Origin of the sequence: Citrobacter sp. C1 (genome assembly GCF_014596895.2) — a bacterium.
Lineage (GTDB): Bacteria > Pseudomonadota > Gammaproteobacteria > Enterobacterales > Enterobacteriaceae > Citrobacter > Citrobacter gillenii.
In genome coordinates, this window is record NZ_CP115035.1 from 668,231 (window position 1) to 681,855 (window position 13,625).

Here is a 13,625-nt window from a genome sequence, read left to right on the forward strand (position 1 = left end):
GATAAGGCGAAACGCCACTATCCGGCATCATTTAAAGGATAACCCGTAAATGCAGCAGCTCTCTTCACCGTTACAACAGTACTGGCCGACCGTTGTTGATCGGCTGCCAGCAGCAATACCTGAAGCGTCGCTTAGCCTGCAGGCGAAGTCAGTGCTCACATTCAGTGATTTTGTTCGCGACAGCGTGATCGCCCATCCCGAGTGGCTGGCAGAGCTGGAAAGCGAACCGCCGCTGGCGGATGAATGGCAGCACTATGGCGTCTGGTTGCAGCAAGCATTAGCTGACGTCGGTGATGAAGCGGCGCTGATGCGTGAGCTGCGCCTGTTTCGCCGTCGCATCATGGTGCGAATTGCCTGGGCGCAGACGCTGTCGCTGGTGACGGAAGAGAGCATTTTGCAGCAGCTAAGCCATCTGGCTGAAACGCTGATTATCGCTGCACGAGACTGGCTATATGACGCCTGCTGTCGTGAGTGGGGAACGCCGTGCAATCCTGACGGTGTCCCGCAGCCGCTGCTGATTTTAGGGATGGGAAAACTGGGCGGCGGCGAGCTTAACTTTTCCTCCGACATCGACCTGATTTTTGCCTGGCCAGAACACGGATCGACGCAGGGCGGACGGCGTGAGCTGGATAACGCGCAGTTCTTTACGCGTATGGGCCAACGGCTGATTAAAGTGTTGGATCAGCCGACTATGGATGGATTTGTCTATCGGGTGGATATGCGTTTACGCCCGTTTGGTGACAGCGGTCCGCTGGTGCTGAGCTTCTCGGCGCTGGAGGATTATTACCAGGAGCAAGGGCGTGACTGGGAACGCTACGCGATGGTTAAGGCGCGTATTATGGGGGATGCTGACGGTACTTACGTCGCTGAACTGCGCGCCATGCTGCGGCCTTTTGTTTTTCGTCGTTATATCGATTTCAGCGTGATCCAGTCGCTGCGTAACATGAAAGGGATGATTGCCCGTGAAGTCCGCCGCCGTGGTCTGAAAGACAATATCAAGCTGGGGGCGGGCGGTATTCGTGAAATCGAATTTATCGTTCAGGTCTTCCAACTGATTCGCGGCGGGCGTGAGCCATCGCTACAATCCCGCGCACTGTTACCTACGCTCAGCGCCATCAACGCGCTGCATCTACTGTCTGATACCGATGCGGAGCATTTACGAAGTGCCTATCTCTTTTTACGTCGTCTGGAAAACCTGCTGCAGAGTATCAACGATGAACAGACCCAGACGCTGCCGGGCGATGAGCTAAATCGCGCACGTCTGGCATGGGCCATGGGGGCGGATGACTGGTCGCAGTTGACGGCTGTCCTGAACGTTCACATGGGCAACGTGCGTCGGGTGTTCAATGAGTTAATCGGTGATGATGAAACCGAAACCCAGGAAGAGTCTTTGTCGGAACAGTGGCGCGAACTGTGGCAGGATGCTTTGCAGGAAGATGACACCACGCCAGTGCTGGCGCATCTTGCGGAAGACGATCAGCGCCGCGTGCTGACTCTGATCGCCGATTTTCGTAAAGAGCTGGATAAGCGCACCATCGGCCCACGTGGACGCCAGGTGCTGGATCATTTGATGCCGCACTTGCTGAGCGATGTTTGCTCCCGCGCTGATGCCTCGGTGCCGCTGTCGCGTATTACTCCGCTGCTGGTGGGCATTGTCACCCGTACGACCTATCTGGAGCTGTTGAGTGAATTCCCAGGCGCGCTGAAGCACCTGATTTCGCTGTGCGCCGCCTCGCCGATGGTCGCCAGCCAGTTGGCGCGCTATCCGCTGCTGCTGGACGAGTTGCTGGATCCGAACACCCTGTATCAGCCCACCGCAACCGATGCCTACCGTGATGAGCTACGTCAGTATCTGCTGCGTGTGCCGGAGGATGACGAAGAACAGCAACTGGAAGCGTTGCGTCAGTTCAAGCAAACTCAATTGCTGCGTATTGCGGCGGCCGATATCGCCGGGACGCTGCCAGTGATGAAGGTGAGCGACCACTTAACATGGCTGGCCGAAGCGATTATCGATGCCGTGGTTCAGCAGGCGTGGACGCAAATGGTCGCCCGCTACGGGCAACCAACGCACCTTGGCGATCGCGAGGGCCGCGGTTTCGCCGTTGTCGGTTACGGCAAGCTGGGCGGTTGGGAGCTGGGCTACAGCTCCGATCTTGATTTGATCTTCCTGCACGATTGTCCGATGGACGTGATGACTGACGGCGAGCGTGAAATTGACGGGCGGCAGTTCTATCTGCGTCTGTCACAGCGCATCATGCACCTTTTCAGTACCCGCACGTCTTCCGGCATTTTATATGAGGTGGATGCGCGGCTGCGCCCATCCGGTGCCGCAGGCATGCTGGTGACATCAACCGAGGCTTTCGCCGATTACCAGCGCAACGAAGCCTGGACATGGGAGCATCAGGCGCTGGTGCGTGCTCGGGTGGTGTATGGCGACCCGCAGCTGACCTCTCAGTTTGACGCGGTGCGTCGCGATATCATAACGCTCGCTCGTGACGGAAAAACGTTGCAGACCGACGTGCGTGAAATGCGCGAGAAAATGCGTGCTCATTTGGGTAATAAGCATCGCGATCGCTTTGATATCAAAGCAGATGAAGGCGGGATCACCGACATTGAGTTTATTACTCAATATCTGGTGCTGCGTTATGCCCATGAAAAACCGAAACTGACGCGCTGGTCAGATAACGTGCGCATTCTGGAATTACTGGCACAAAACGACATTATGGAAGAGCAAGAAGCCCTGGCGCTGACCCGCGCCTATACTACGCTGCGTGATGAACTTCATCATCTTGCTTTGCAGGAACTTCCGGGCCATGTGGCGCCGGAGTGCTTCAGCGCTGAGCGCGCGCTGGTGCGTGACAGCTGGCAGAAGTGGCTGGTTGCCGAGTGAAGTGTGCTATGATCGCGCGCAAATTTTAAGACCCTCAGAGAATCTCTCAGGAGACAGGAATGAAAGTAACGCTGCCAGAGTTTGAACGTGCAGGAGTCATGGTTGTCGGTGATGTGATGCTGGATCGCTACTGGTACGGGCCTACTAGCCGTATTTCACCAGAAGCCCCAGTTCCGGTAGTCAAAGTGGATACCATTGAAGAACGTCCCGGCGGCGCGGCAAACGTGGCGATGAACATTGCCTCTCTGGGCGCAAATTCCCGTCTGGTAGGGTTGACTGGTATTGATGATGCGGCACGTGCGCTGAGTAAAACGCTGGCGGACGTGAATGTGAAATGTGACTTCGTTTCGGTGCCGACGCACCCGACGATCACCAAACTGCGCGTACTCTCCCGCAACCAGCAGCTGATCCGTCTGGACTTCGAGGAAGGTTTCGAAGGCGTAGATCCACAGCCGCTGCACGATCGTATTAACCAGGCGCTGGGTTCTATCGGTGCTCTGGTACTGTCTGACTACGCCAAAGGCGCGCTGGCCAGCGTGCAGCAGATGATTGCGCTGGCACGAAAGGCTGGCGTACCGGTGCTTATCGATCCGAAAGGCACTGATTTTGAACGCTATCGCGGTGCGACGCTGCTGACACCAAATCTTTCCGAGTTTGAAGCGGTTGCCGGTAAGTGCAAAAGCGAAGAAGAACTGGTTGAACGCGGCATGAAGGTGATTGCGGATTTCGATCTTTCCGCGCTGTTGATCACCCGTTCCGAGCAGGGCATGACGCTGCTGCAGCCGGGCAAAGCACCGCTGCATATGCCGACCCAGGCGCAGGAAGTGTATGACGTGACCGGTGCCGGCGATACGGTTATTGGCGTGCTGGCGGCAACGCTGGCGGCGGGTAACTCACTGGAAGAAGCGTGTTATTTTGCTAACGCTGCGGCGGGCGTGGTAGTGGGTAAGCTGGGGACGTCCACCGTTTCGCCTATCGAACTGGAAAACGCCGTGCGCGGTCGTGCGGATACCGGTTTTGGTGTGATGACAGAAGCCGAGCTGAAACAAGCCGTGGCCAGTGCGCGCAAGCGCGGTGAGAAGGTGGTCATGACCAATGGTGTTTTCGACATCCTGCACGCGGGCCACGTCTCTTATCTGGCGAATGCGCGCAAGCTGGGCGATCGTCTGATCGTGGCGGTAAACAGCGACGCATCCACCAAACGTCTGAAAGGTGAAACGCGCCCGGTCAACCCTCTCGAGCAGCGTATGATCGTACTGGGTGCGCTGGAATCCGTCGACTGGGTGGTCTCTTTTGAAGAAGATACCCCACAGCGACTGATCGCAGGTGTTCTGCCGGATCTGCTGGTAAAAGGTGGTGACTACAAGCCGGAACAAATTGCGGGTAGCGAAGAGGTATGGGCGAACGGCGGTGAAGTGCTGGTGCTGAACTTCGAAGACGGCTGCTCAACGACCAATATCATCAAAAAGATCCAGAAAGACAGCGATAAGTCATAGTCTGGTCGATTGCCGGATAGCGGTATAAACACCTTACCCGGCATTTCTGTCTCTTATGCTTCAGTTTTCTCCACAGGCTGTGGACTGTTTTTCAGCGGCTCAGCCAGGGCGTGAAGCGAACCGCCGGACAAACCAATCTCATTTAACAGCGAATCAATCAGCGGAGCCTGAAGTTCTGCAGGTTCCTTACATCCGAAAAAAGACATCTCCCCCTCTCAGATTTCGTAGGAAAGTGTGAAGCATAGCTCTCAATTTGCGCACATTATGTACAGAACAACTTTCTGTATAGGGAAATACTGAAATCAGAAAAAGCATATGGCCTTAACAGATATTCAATAACTGGAGGGTATGCTCATGAACAGCAATATGTATTCACTGAACAATTTCGATTTCCTGGCCCGGAGTTTTGCCAGGATGCAGGCTGAGGGGCACCCTGTTGATATCCAGGCCGTAACCGGCAACATGGATGAGGAGCACCGCAGTTGGTTTTGCAAACGCTACGCGCTGTATTGCCAGCAGGCAACTGAGGCGAAAAAATTAGAACTGGAACACTAACAGATAAACGGGCCTTGCGGCCCGTTGTCGTTTTTACGCTTGCGGATCGACGGGCGGGATAGCAGGCGCAGGCTTCACTTCAGCCGGTTTCTCGCGCGCTTCCAGCTCGGTCAGGCGTTGCTCAAGCAGCGCGAGCTTTTCGCGGGTGCGCAGCAAAACCTGGGTTTGTACATCAAACTCTTCGCGGCTTACCAGATCCAGGCGCGTCAGCTGTGACTGCAGCGTTTGGCGAATCTTTTTCTCGACGTCTTCCCCAAACTCGCGGATCCCTTTCGGCATCGACTCGTGGACCTGACGAGCAATCTGCTCAATTTTTTTCGGGTCAATCATGGTGGTTTCCCTGAACTGGTACGTGTTGCTGCCTATTGTAGTGCGAACTGGCAGCGGCATAAACCAGAATTGTGTGAAGTGAAGTCAAGCAAAGGCGTTGATGAAGGTAATCAATAGCGTTATAGTTAACTCGCTTATTCTCAGGGCGGGGCGAAATTCCCCACCGGCGGTAAATCAACTGATGTTGAAAGCCCGCGAGCGCTTTTCGTTAATGCGAAAAGGTCAGCAGATCCGGTGTAATTCCGGGGCCGACGGTTAGAGTCCGGATGGGAGAGAGTAACGATCCAGTCGGGCATGGACCCGCTCACGTTATTTTTTTGCCGCTTAGACGGTACTCCTAAGACTGCCCTGATTCTGGTAACCATAATTTTAGTGAGGTTTTTTTACCATGAATCAGACGCTACTTTCCTCTTTTGGTACGCCTTTCGAACGTGTTGAACTTGCGCTGTCTGCGCTGCGTGAAGGACGCGGTGTGATGGTGCTTGACGACGAAGATCGTGAAAACGAAGGCGATATGGTTTTCCCGGCAGAAACCATGACCGTTGAACAGATGGCACTTACCATCCGTCACGGTAGCGGTATTGTTTGCCTGTGCATCACTGAAGATCGACGCAAGCAGCTCGATCTGCCAATGATGGTGGAAAATAACACCAGCGCTTACGGCACGGGCTTTACCGTGACCATTGAGGCCGCTGAAGGCGTAACTACCGGTGTTTCTGCTGCTGACCGTGTTACCACGGTTCGCGCGGCAGTTAAAGACGGCGCTAAACCTTCCGATCTGAACCGTCCGGGACACGTTTTCCCGCTGCGTGCTCAGGCTGGCGGCGTGTTGACCCGCGGTGGTCATACTGAAGCTACCATCGATCTGATGACGCTGGCAGGTTTTAAACCGGCTGGTGTACTGTGTGAGCTGACCAATGATGATGGCACCATGGCGCGCGCGCCAGCGTGCATCGAATTTGCAGGCAAGCATAATATGGCTGTGGTCACGATCGAAGATTTAGTCGCTTACCGTCAGGCGCACGAACGTAAAGCCAGCTGATAGCACACGCTTTACCACGCCAGTTGCGGTGGCAATAAAAAACCGAAGTCAGTTTTCTGGCTTCGGTTTTTTGTTATTACGGCCCGCCTATTTAGCTTTGCCCAGACGAACGGTATCCTTTAACGAGGATATACTGCTTTATATTTTATCGACATATAATATATTCCGCATGCGCTATTTTTGTATTTTTACCATATAAGAATATGGCTAAATCTTTGTGATAAGTAAATGTGTTTATTGTTTTAGGTGTGTTTGTTATCAACCACTAGTGTGTTGATTTAATTAAATAAAGTCAGTTTGGAATGTACTTATTATAATTAATGTTATTTATAGATGCTTGCAGGTTCTGTATTGTTTTATTTTGAATGCACGTTTTTCAATTGGCTCTATCCGCTGGTTTATATGATCGAAATCATCTATTTGTTTCTGTAATGTGCCACTATAGTGGTAGGTTGAAATAAGGATATGTGAAATTTTAACGTTAAATGTTTAATGATGTTAAATTTTAAGGGTAAAAGAATGTTTATTGCCTGGTATTGGATGGTATTAATTGCACTCGTTGCTATTGGTTATTATTGTCATATGAAGCGTTATTGCCGCGCGTTTCGACAAGACCGAGATGCGTTGCTTGAGGCGCGTAACAAACTCTTTCGCCGTACGAGCGAAGAGGCTGGCACGGTCAGGGAGCATGAATAATCCCTGTCGCTTTGCTGTTGTAGAGGCGGATGGCCTGCAGGGCAGGACAGCATCCGCCGTCTGTATTATCCGATGCCCATTGATTGCAGGATGACAAGGCTGAGTCCCATCACCGACATTCCGCAGAGTACACCATAGCTGGGGTTATTATTTGGGTCGATTTCTTTTGCCAGCGGCATCAGTTCATCGACGGACAGTGCGACCATAATTCCGGCAACAGCCGCCATAATTGCCGCCATGACCACCGGTGAAATTAAACTCCCCAGAATTAACCACGCCAGTACGCCGCCGAGTATTTCCGCCATACCGGAGATCCCAGCCCAAAATATCGCGGTACGTTTCGAACCGGTTGCTGCGTACACGGGTCCGGCAACGGCCAAACCTTCAGGAATATTATGCAATGCCACGGCGAGGGCGATACCAAAACCCAGCTCGAGGTTGCTGCTGGCAGTAACAAACGTCGCGACCCCTTCCGGGAAATTGTGCAGACTAATGCCAAGCGTGAGCAAAATGGCGGTGCGTTTAATAGAACCGGGTAAAGGTTGTGTTGTTTTTTGCACGAGATCCTGAGGATGGGCGTGCGGCAGCAAACGATCCAGACCAAAATAGCCCAGTAAGCCTACGATAAACATCCCGTAGCCAAGTACGGGTGACATTCCTTTTGCAGCCAGTGCGGCGGGTAGCATCTCCATCAGGGAGATAAGCAGCATAATGCCCGCGGCAAAACCCAGAGAAAAGGCGAGCACGCGGTTTGAGGGCTTTTGTCCCAGCACGCCAAGAAAGGCGCCAATAAAGGTGGCGGCACCCGCCAGTAAAGTCAGAAGTAAAGGTACTGACATCGACAAATCCAACTCCTTATCCATCAGCTGTCCGGGCCAGACCGTCAAAATAACTGATGATCTTCATCATGGTTATCTGAGTTCTTCATCAACCGAAAAAGCGTATTGTGATGATATCAAAATGACTCCCTCAGTAAGGATATCATCATGTCTTCAACTCGTATGCCAGCATTGTTTTTGGGGCACGGCAGCCCGATGAATGTTCTGGAAGATAACGTTTATACCCGTGCCTGGCAGCAACTGGGGGAAACGTTGCCGCGCCCGAAAGCCATAGTCGTGGTTTCGGCGCACTGGTTTACCCGTGGCACTGGCGTAACTGCCATGGAAGCACCGAAAACGATTCATGATTTTGGTGGTTTTCCGCAGGCTCTGTATGACACACATTATCCGGCGCCGGGATCGCCAGAACTGGCGCAGCATCTGGTGGATTTGCTGTCTCCCGTCCCTGTCGCCTTAGACAAAGAAGCCTGGGGTTTTGACCACGGGTCGTGGGGCGTGTTGATCAAGATGTACCCGAATGCCGACATCCCGATGGTGCAATTAAGCATTGATAGCACGAAGCCGGCCGCCTGGCATTTTGAAATGGGTCGTAAGCTGGCGGCGCTGCGCGACGAAGGTATTATGCTGGTCGCCAGTGGTAACGTGGTGCATAACCTGCGCACGGCACGCTGGCACGGTGAAAATACGCCATACCCGTGGGCGTCCTCATTCAACGATTATGTGAAGGCCAACCTGACATGGCAGGGACCGGTTGAACAACATCCGCTGGTCAACTATCTGGATCATGAAGGCGGATCGTTGTCGAATCCAACGGCGGATCACTATCTGCCGCTGCTTTACGTATTAGGCGCGTGGGATGGAAAAGAACCCGTGACAATTCCTGTGGACGGTATTGAGATGGGCAGTCTGAGTATGCTGTCGGTGCTGGTTGGATGATTAATGCCCGATGGCGCTGCGCTTATCGGGCCTACAGTTCGTGTCGTAGGCCGGGTAAGGCAGAGCCGCCACCCGGCACTTTCATTCATTCGACAAAAATATGCGGATAGAAGCGGGAAAGATCTTGAGTGATCAGCGCTCTGTCTTCGCGAATGCCAATCCCGGCAGGCTGATCGTTAATCAGCCAACTGCCGATCAGCACGTAGCTATCGCCAAACTTCGGTAGCTGATGGAACTGCTGTACGATCATACCTTCTTCACCGTACGGGCCTTCCACCGATTCGATCGTTTTACCGTTCTCAACGATCGAGACGTTAGCGCCTTCACGCGAGAAGATCGGTTTCACGACGAATTTTTCCATCTGTGGATAGTCGTCTTCGGCGAAATACGCAGGCAGCAGGTTCGGATGGTTCGGGAACATGTCCCACAGCAGTGGTAACAGCGCTTTGTTGGAGATGATGCTCTTCCAGGCCGGTTCCAGCCAGCGAACGCCGGCATCTTCCAGCTTGGTAGAGAACATCTCGCGCAGCATAAATTCCCACGGATAGAGCTTAAACAGGTTGGCAATCACCTGATCTTCTAAGTCCGTGAACTGACCTTTCTCACCGAGGCCGATATCTTCGACATAGAGGAATTCGGTGGCGATTTCCGCTTCGGCCGCGCAATCCTGCAAATACTGGATGGTCCCGCGATCTTCGACGGTGTCACGACAGCAGGTCAGGTGCAGTAGCTGAAAACCATACTGTTCGCGCAGCGCGGTGAAGCGTTCAATCAGCTTTTCCTGCAGGCTGTTGAACTGATCGCTGCCTTCCGGCAGGTTCCCGGCATTGAGCTGATCTTCTAACCAGATCCACTGGAAGAATGCAGCTTCGTACAGTGAGGTTGGCGTATCGGCGTTGTTTTCCAGCAGCTTAGGTTCACCGATGCCATCCCATGCCAGATCGAGGCGGGAATAGAGCGACGGCTGCTGAGTCAGCCATGACTGGCGGACAAACCCCCAGGTGTGTTTGGGAATACGAAACTTGGTCATCAGCTCGTCGCTGGCGATGACCTTTTCAACCACCTTGAGGCACATTTGATGCAGTTCAGCGGTGACGTCTTCCAGCTTTTCGACCTGTGCAAGCGTGAGCTTGTAGTAGGCGTCTTCACACCAGTACGGTTCGCCGTACATGGTGTGAAAGTTAAAACCGTATTCGGTGGCTTTTTCGCGCCAGTCCGGGCGCTCAACAATACTGACTCTTTCCATGTGGATCAGCCGCCCATTGAACGCGTGGTGGTACCGCTGGCGCTACGTTGCATGGTGCTTTGCTTGGCGACAGATTCACCAAATCCACCGCGCGTGACGGTTGATGTGGTTGCCGGTTTCGGCGCCATGGCGGTTTTCGGTACGGTCATGCTACGGCCCGGCGTTGCTGCGCCGTAGTTTTTGCCGCCTGCATCGGTATATTTGCCGTAGGCCGGGCTGGCCGGATTTTTCGAGCTGAACAGCGGCTGCTGAGCGCCCATACCGCCGCCCATCATGCGGCCCATCATGTAGCCTGCCATCAGCGGCATCCAGAAGCTGCCGCTGCTCTGATTCTGTGCCTGAGCCTGGCCTTCACCCGTTGGTGCCATACCGGCCTGTGCAGGTGCCTGCTGGCACTGACCTTCGCCGAATTCAGCGATACAGTCTTCGCGGGTGGCGTACTTCGGTGCCGTGCGCTCAGCTTCTTTCAGCGCGTTGTTGAATGCGGTTGTACATTCAGCGCTTTTACCCGGATTCGCCGTCGAGCAGTCGTCCGCATTTTGGTAAAGCGATACTGTTTCGTCGCTCTGCTCACAGCCCGCCAGCATAATAACGGCGGTAACAGCCAGGGCAACAGGAGTCAGGTGGCGTGCGCTCCAGCTTTTGCGGAACGACGCGTGATGTATAGATTTTGTCCGTTTCATTTATGTCTTCCAGGACCCAGTGGTAAATACTGCTCAGAATAGAGGATGACTGGTCGAAATTGAAGCGGGAAGAGGCGAGAATGCGGAAGAAGGGGCGGATCTTTACGTTGTCTTACGTTCAGACGGGGCCGAAGCCCCGTCATCACCATCAGTTACGGAACGGATTGTTGCCGGTGCTGCTGGTTGAACGTGCTGCTGTCGGCTGAGCGACTGCCGCGTTGTTGCTCGCGGTATAGCCGTCTGCTGCAGCGTCTTGCTGTGTGTTTTCCGGCGCGACGGTGTCAGGCGCGGTCGGAATCGGTTTGCCCAGCGTATTGTTCAGCGCCACCAGATCCTGTTCGTTCAGCGTACCGAGCGCAGATTTGATGTTTAACTGGTTAATCAGATAGGTATAACGTGCGTTAGCCAACTGCTGTTTGGCGTTGTACAGCGTGGTGGTGGCATCCAACACATCCACGATGGTACGTGTACCAACGGAATAACCGGCTTCCATCGCGTCCAAAGAGCTTTGTGCAGAGACAACCGCTTGTTTGTACGCGTTAATGCTACTGATGGACGCATTAATGTTATTGAAGGATGAACGTACGGTCTGTACCACGCTGCGGTGCGCACTTTCCAGCTGTTCGCTCGCGCCCACAAAGTTGTACTGTGCTTGTTTCACCTGCGAGTTAACCATGCCACCCTGGTACAGCGGCAGCGAGAAATTCAGGCCAATTTTGTTCTGACCTTCATTGCTATCGTCAAAGCGTGTGCCTGCATCGCTTGCACGAGTTTTAGATCCGCTGTAAGAGGTATCAGAGACCCCGGTGGAGGCGGTTAAATTCAGCGTTGGCAGGTGACCGTCCTGCGCCAGACGAATTTGTTCACGCGCCAGGTCCTGGCTTAAACGCGCCTGCAGTAAGGTCAGGTTGCGGTTTTCGGCTTCTTTCAGCAGCGCATTTACTGCCTGCGGTTTGTTGGTTTTAAAACCGTCAACGTTCAGCGAGGCCAGTTCCGGATAGTAGTTGCCGGTAACCTGGCGCAGCTCTTCCACCGCGTTGTCCAGATCGTTACGCGCGGTAACTTCATTTGCCAGCACGGTATCGTATTGTGAACGGGCGTTCTGTACGTCAGTAATGGCGACCAGGCCGACGTTAAAACGCTGGGTAGTCTGATCCAACTGACGGTAAACTGCGTCTTTCTGTGCCTGGGTGTATGACAGCACATCAATCGCGTTCAATACTTTAAAATAGGCCGTGGCGGTATTCAGGATCAGCGTTTGCTGATCGGTCTGATAGGTCACATCCTGGATGCCCGCTGATTTTTCTTGCAGCGTCAGGGCACGCCATTTCGACATATCGAACAGAGACTGAGTCAGGGTTAACGAAGCAGAGGTGGCGTTGGAATTCACGCCGTTTGAATCACGGTAGCCATTGCTGTAGGTGTAATCGGCACCTAAGCCCAGCTGAGGCAGTAACGGACTACGCGCTTCGTTAATTTTTTCGAATGCAGCATCGCGATCGGCGGCGGATTTACGCAATTCCGGGTTGCTCAGGCGTGCTTGCTGATAAACCTGCATCAGGTTCTCTGCCTGGCTCAAAGTACTGAACCCCGACAGGCTCAGGCCGATAAGGATGGGGAGCAATTTCTTCATTTGCATTCCTTGTTGTGAAGCAGTATTTAGCGCTGATCAAATGGTAAAAATAATTGTTGATTCTAGCAGAATCCACCACTTCAAAAAGTTGGCGTTACGTGCCATACGGCGTTAATTTGCATCAATTTAACACAAGGGCGCCCAAACAGCAGTCAAACGACCTTGAAATTCACATTTTAATCACTATTGGTATCAGGACAGCACAATGCGTAAACCAGACAGCTTGCCAATGACTTTCACGAAAAATGATGTAGAAATTATTGCACGAGAAACGCTATACCGCGGTTTTTTTTCACTGGATCTTTATCGGTTCCGCCATCGCCTGTTTAACGGTGGAATGAGTGAGGAAGTCACGCGCGAAATTTTTGAGCGCGGACACGCGGCGGTCTTGCTACCCTTTGACCCTGAGCGGGACGAAGTTGTGCTGGTTGAGCAGATTCGTATTGCGGCATTTGATACCAGCGAAAGCCCGTGGCTGCTGGAAATGGTCGCCGGGATGATCGAAGAAGGTGAAACCGTTGAGGACGTTGCCCGCCGTGAAGCGATGGAAGAAGCCGGACTGGACGTAAAACGAACCAAACCTGTGCTGAGCTATCTGGCAAGCCCCGGCGGCACGAGCGAGCGCCTGTCCATTTTGGTCGGCGAAGTGGACGCCACGACCGCAAGCGGGATCCACGGTCTGGCGGATGAAAACGAAGATATTCGCGTTCATGTGGTAAGCCGGGAACAGGCTTATCAGTGGGTGGAAGAGGGAAAAATCGACAACGCGGCTTCTGTCATCGCCTTGCAATGGTTGCAGCTGCACTATCAAGAGTTAAAAACTGAGTGGAAAAAATGAAGCGTTATACACCTGATTTCCCTGAAATGATGCGCCTGTGCGAAACCAACTTTTCGCAACTGCGCCGTCTGTTGCCGCGAAATGATGTGGTCGGCGAAACAGTGAGCTATCAGGTGGCAAACGCACAATATCGGTTAACGATTGTTGAATCGACCCGATACACTACGCTGGTTGCGATCGAACAGACGGCGCCTGCTGTCACTTACTGGAGCCTGCCATCGCTTACCGTCCGCCTGTATCATGATGCGAGGGTGGCTGAAGTGTGTTCAAGTCAGCAGATCTTTCGCTTCAAAGCGCGGTATGATTACCCAAATAAAAAGTTGCATCAACGCGACGAAAAGCATCAAATTAATCAGTTCCTGGCCGACTGGTTACGGTACTGTTTAGCACATGGAGCGATGGCGATTCCGGTTTATTAGCGTCGTGAAACCTAAGGACACC

At 53.2% G+C, this 13,625-nt stretch carries 13 protein-coding genes, 1 pseudogene and 1 riboswitch; of the genes and pseudogenes, 8 read left to right on the top strand and 6 right to left on the bottom strand.

The features are described 5' to 3' along the window. Positions 1 to 49: 49 nt before the first annotated feature. Positions 50 to 2,890 carry a bifunctional [glutamate--ammonia ligase]-adenylyl-L-tyrosine phosphorylase/[glutamate--ammonia-ligase] adenylyltransferase gene (gene glnE / locus IB214_RS03260; RefSeq protein WP_117342683.1) on the top strand — a complete coding sequence of 947 codons (2,841 nt, stop codon included), beginning with the start codon at positions 50 to 52 and terminating at the stop codon, positions 2,888 to 2,890. Positions 2,891 to 2,949: 59 nt separating this feature from the next. After that, entirely contained in the window at positions 2,950 to 4,386 is a 1,437-nt protein-coding gene (gene hldE / locus IB214_RS03265; RefSeq protein ID WP_115257466.1) for a bifunctional D-glycero-beta-D-manno-heptose-7-phosphate kinase/D-glycero-beta-D-manno-heptose 1-phosphate adenylyltransferase HldE, read from the top strand. 53 nt (positions 4,387 to 4,439) lie between these two features. Here the strand turns inward: hldE and IB214_RS03270 are convergent. Then, a pseudogene (locus IB214_RS03270) lies at positions 4,440 to 4,556 on the bottom strand (hypothetical protein); the annotation flags it as partial. Between the two features lie 178 nt (positions 4,557 to 4,734). Between IB214_RS03270 and glgS the strand changes: the two are divergent. Next, the gene (glgS, locus tag IB214_RS03275; RefSeq protein ID WP_096755633.1) at positions 4,735 to 4,941 is read left to right on the top strand and encodes a cell surface composition regulator GlgS; all 207 of its coding nucleotides are present in this window, start codon (positions 4,735 to 4,737) and stop codon (positions 4,939 to 4,941) included. A 33-nt stretch (positions 4,942 to 4,974) separates the two neighbouring features. Here the strand turns inward: glgS and ubiK are convergent, their stop codons facing one another. Next, complete coding sequence (ubiK, locus tag IB214_RS03280; RefSeq protein WP_135953046.1) at positions 4,975 to 5,271, bottom strand: ubiquinone biosynthesis accessory factor UbiK; 297 nt, start codon at positions 5,269 to 5,271, stop codon at positions 4,975 to 4,977. Positions 5,272 to 5,403: 132 nt separating this feature from the next. After that, a riboswitch (FMN riboswitch) is annotated at positions 5,404 to 5,553 on the top strand. Positions 5,554 to 5,659: 106 nt separating this feature from the next. Between ubiK and ribB the strand changes: the two genes are divergently transcribed. Beyond that, on the top strand, positions 5,660 to 6,313 hold the full coding sequence (gene ribB, locus IB214_RS03285) for a 3,4-dihydroxy-2-butanone-4-phosphate synthase (RefSeq protein WP_115257467.1): 654 nt from the start codon (positions 5,660 to 5,662) through the stop codon (positions 6,311 to 6,313). A 519-nt stretch (positions 6,314 to 6,832) separates the two neighbouring features. Then, complete coding sequence (locus IB214_RS03290; RefSeq protein WP_096759330.1) at positions 6,833 to 7,009, top strand: hypothetical protein; 177 nt, start codon at positions 6,833 to 6,835, stop codon at positions 7,007 to 7,009. Between the two features lie 65 nt (positions 7,010 to 7,074). Here IB214_RS03290 and zupT read toward each other — a convergent pair whose 3' ends face one another. After that, positions 7,075 to 7,848, bottom strand: coding sequence for a zinc transporter ZupT (gene zupT / locus IB214_RS03295; RefSeq protein WP_096755639.1), 774 nt, complete (start codon positions 7,846 to 7,848; stop codon positions 7,075 to 7,077). Positions 7,849 to 7,995: 147 nt separating this feature from the next. Here zupT and ygiD point away from each other — a divergent pair, with 147 nt between their 5' ends. Next, the gene (ygiD, locus tag IB214_RS03300) at positions 7,996 to 8,784 is read left to right on the top strand and encodes a 4,5-DOPA dioxygenase extradiol (protein ID WP_117342682.1); all 789 of its coding nucleotides are present in this window, start codon (positions 7,996 to 7,998) and stop codon (positions 8,782 to 8,784) included. Between the two features lie 85 nt (positions 8,785 to 8,869). On the opposite strand, the gene IB214_RS03305 is transcribed toward ygiD, so the two are convergent. From IB214_RS03305 to tolC, 3 genes are all read right to left on the bottom strand, one after another. Then, on the bottom strand, positions 8,870 to 10,030 hold the full coding sequence (locus IB214_RS03305; RefSeq protein ID WP_096755641.1) for a glutathionylspermidine synthase family protein: 1,161 nt from the start codon (positions 10,028 to 10,030) through the stop codon (positions 8,870 to 8,872). Between the two features lie 5 nt (positions 10,031 to 10,035). After that, complete coding sequence (locus tag IB214_RS03310) at positions 10,036 to 10,713, bottom strand: DUF1190 family protein (protein ID WP_096755642.1); 678 nt, start codon at positions 10,711 to 10,713, stop codon at positions 10,036 to 10,038. A 148-nt stretch (positions 10,714 to 10,861) separates the two neighbouring features. After that, positions 10,862 to 12,352 carry an outer membrane channel protein TolC gene (tolC, locus tag IB214_RS03315; protein WP_117342681.1) on the bottom strand — a complete coding sequence of 497 codons (1,491 nt, stop codon included), beginning with the start codon at positions 12,350 to 12,352 and terminating at the stop codon, positions 10,862 to 10,864. Between the two features lie 199 nt (positions 12,353 to 12,551). Between tolC and nudF the strand changes: the two genes are divergently transcribed. Both nudF and IB214_RS03325 read left to right on the top strand, forming a co-directional pair. Beyond that, the gene (gene nudF, locus IB214_RS03320) at positions 12,552 to 13,184 is read left to right on the top strand and encodes an ADP-ribose diphosphatase (protein ID WP_096755644.1); all 633 of its coding nucleotides are present in this window, start codon (positions 12,552 to 12,554) and stop codon (positions 13,182 to 13,184) included. After that, positions 13,181 to 13,603 carry a DUF1249 family protein gene (locus IB214_RS03325; protein ID WP_096755645.1) on the top strand — a complete coding sequence of 141 codons (423 nt, stop codon included), beginning with the start codon at positions 13,181 to 13,183 and terminating at the stop codon, positions 13,601 to 13,603. The genes nudF and IB214_RS03325 overlap by 4 nt, the downstream gene beginning before the upstream one ends. The last annotated feature ends 22 nt before the right edge of the window (positions 13,604 to 13,625 follow it).

Excerpts from the sequence above, each read along its gene's own strand:
- tolC (WP_117342681.1), bottom strand. The coding sequence starts at position 12,352 with ATGCAAATGAAGAAATTGCTCCCCATCCTTATCGGCCTGAGCCTGTCG.
- IB214_RS03305 (WP_096755641.1), bottom strand. The coding sequence starts at position 10,030 with ATGGAAAGAGTCAGTATTGTTGAGCGCCCGGACTGGCGCGAAAAAGCC.
- nudF (WP_096755644.1), top strand. The coding sequence starts at position 12,552 with ATGCGTAAACCAGACAGCTTGCCAATGACTTTCACGAAAAATGATGTA.
- IB214_RS03290 (WP_096759330.1), top strand. The coding sequence starts at position 6,833 with ATGTTTATTGCCTGGTATTGGATGGTATTAATTGCACTCGTTGCTATT.
- ygiD (WP_117342682.1), top strand. The coding sequence starts at position 7,996 with ATGTCTTCAACTCGTATGCCAGCATTGTTTTTGGGGCACGGCAGCCCG.
- ribB (WP_115257467.1), top strand. The coding sequence starts at position 5,660 with ATGAATCAGACGCTACTTTCCTCTTTTGGTACGCCTTTCGAACGTGTT.
- IB214_RS03310 (WP_096755642.1), bottom strand. The coding sequence starts at position 10,713 with ATGAAACGGACAAAATCTATACATCACGCGTCGTTCCGCAAAAGCTGG.
- hldE (WP_115257466.1), top strand. The coding sequence starts at position 2,950 with ATGAAAGTAACGCTGCCAGAGTTTGAACGTGCAGGAGTCATGGTTGTC.
- zupT (WP_096755639.1), bottom strand. The coding sequence starts at position 7,848 with ATGTCAGTACCTTTACTTCTGACTTTACTGGCGGGTGCCGCCACCTTT.
- ubiK (WP_135953046.1), bottom strand. The coding sequence starts at position 5,271 with ATGATTGACCCGAAAAAAATTGAGCAGATTGCTCGTCAGGTCCACGAG.
- IB214_RS03325 (WP_096755645.1), top strand. The coding sequence starts at position 13,181 with ATGAAGCGTTATACACCTGATTTCCCTGAAATGATGCGCCTGTGCGAA.
- glgS (WP_096755633.1), top strand. The coding sequence starts at position 4,735 with ATGCTCATGAACAGCAATATGTATTCACTGAACAATTTCGATTTCCTG.
- glnE (WP_117342683.1), top strand. The coding sequence starts at position 50 with ATGCAGCAGCTCTCTTCACCGTTACAACAGTACTGGCCGACCGTTGTT.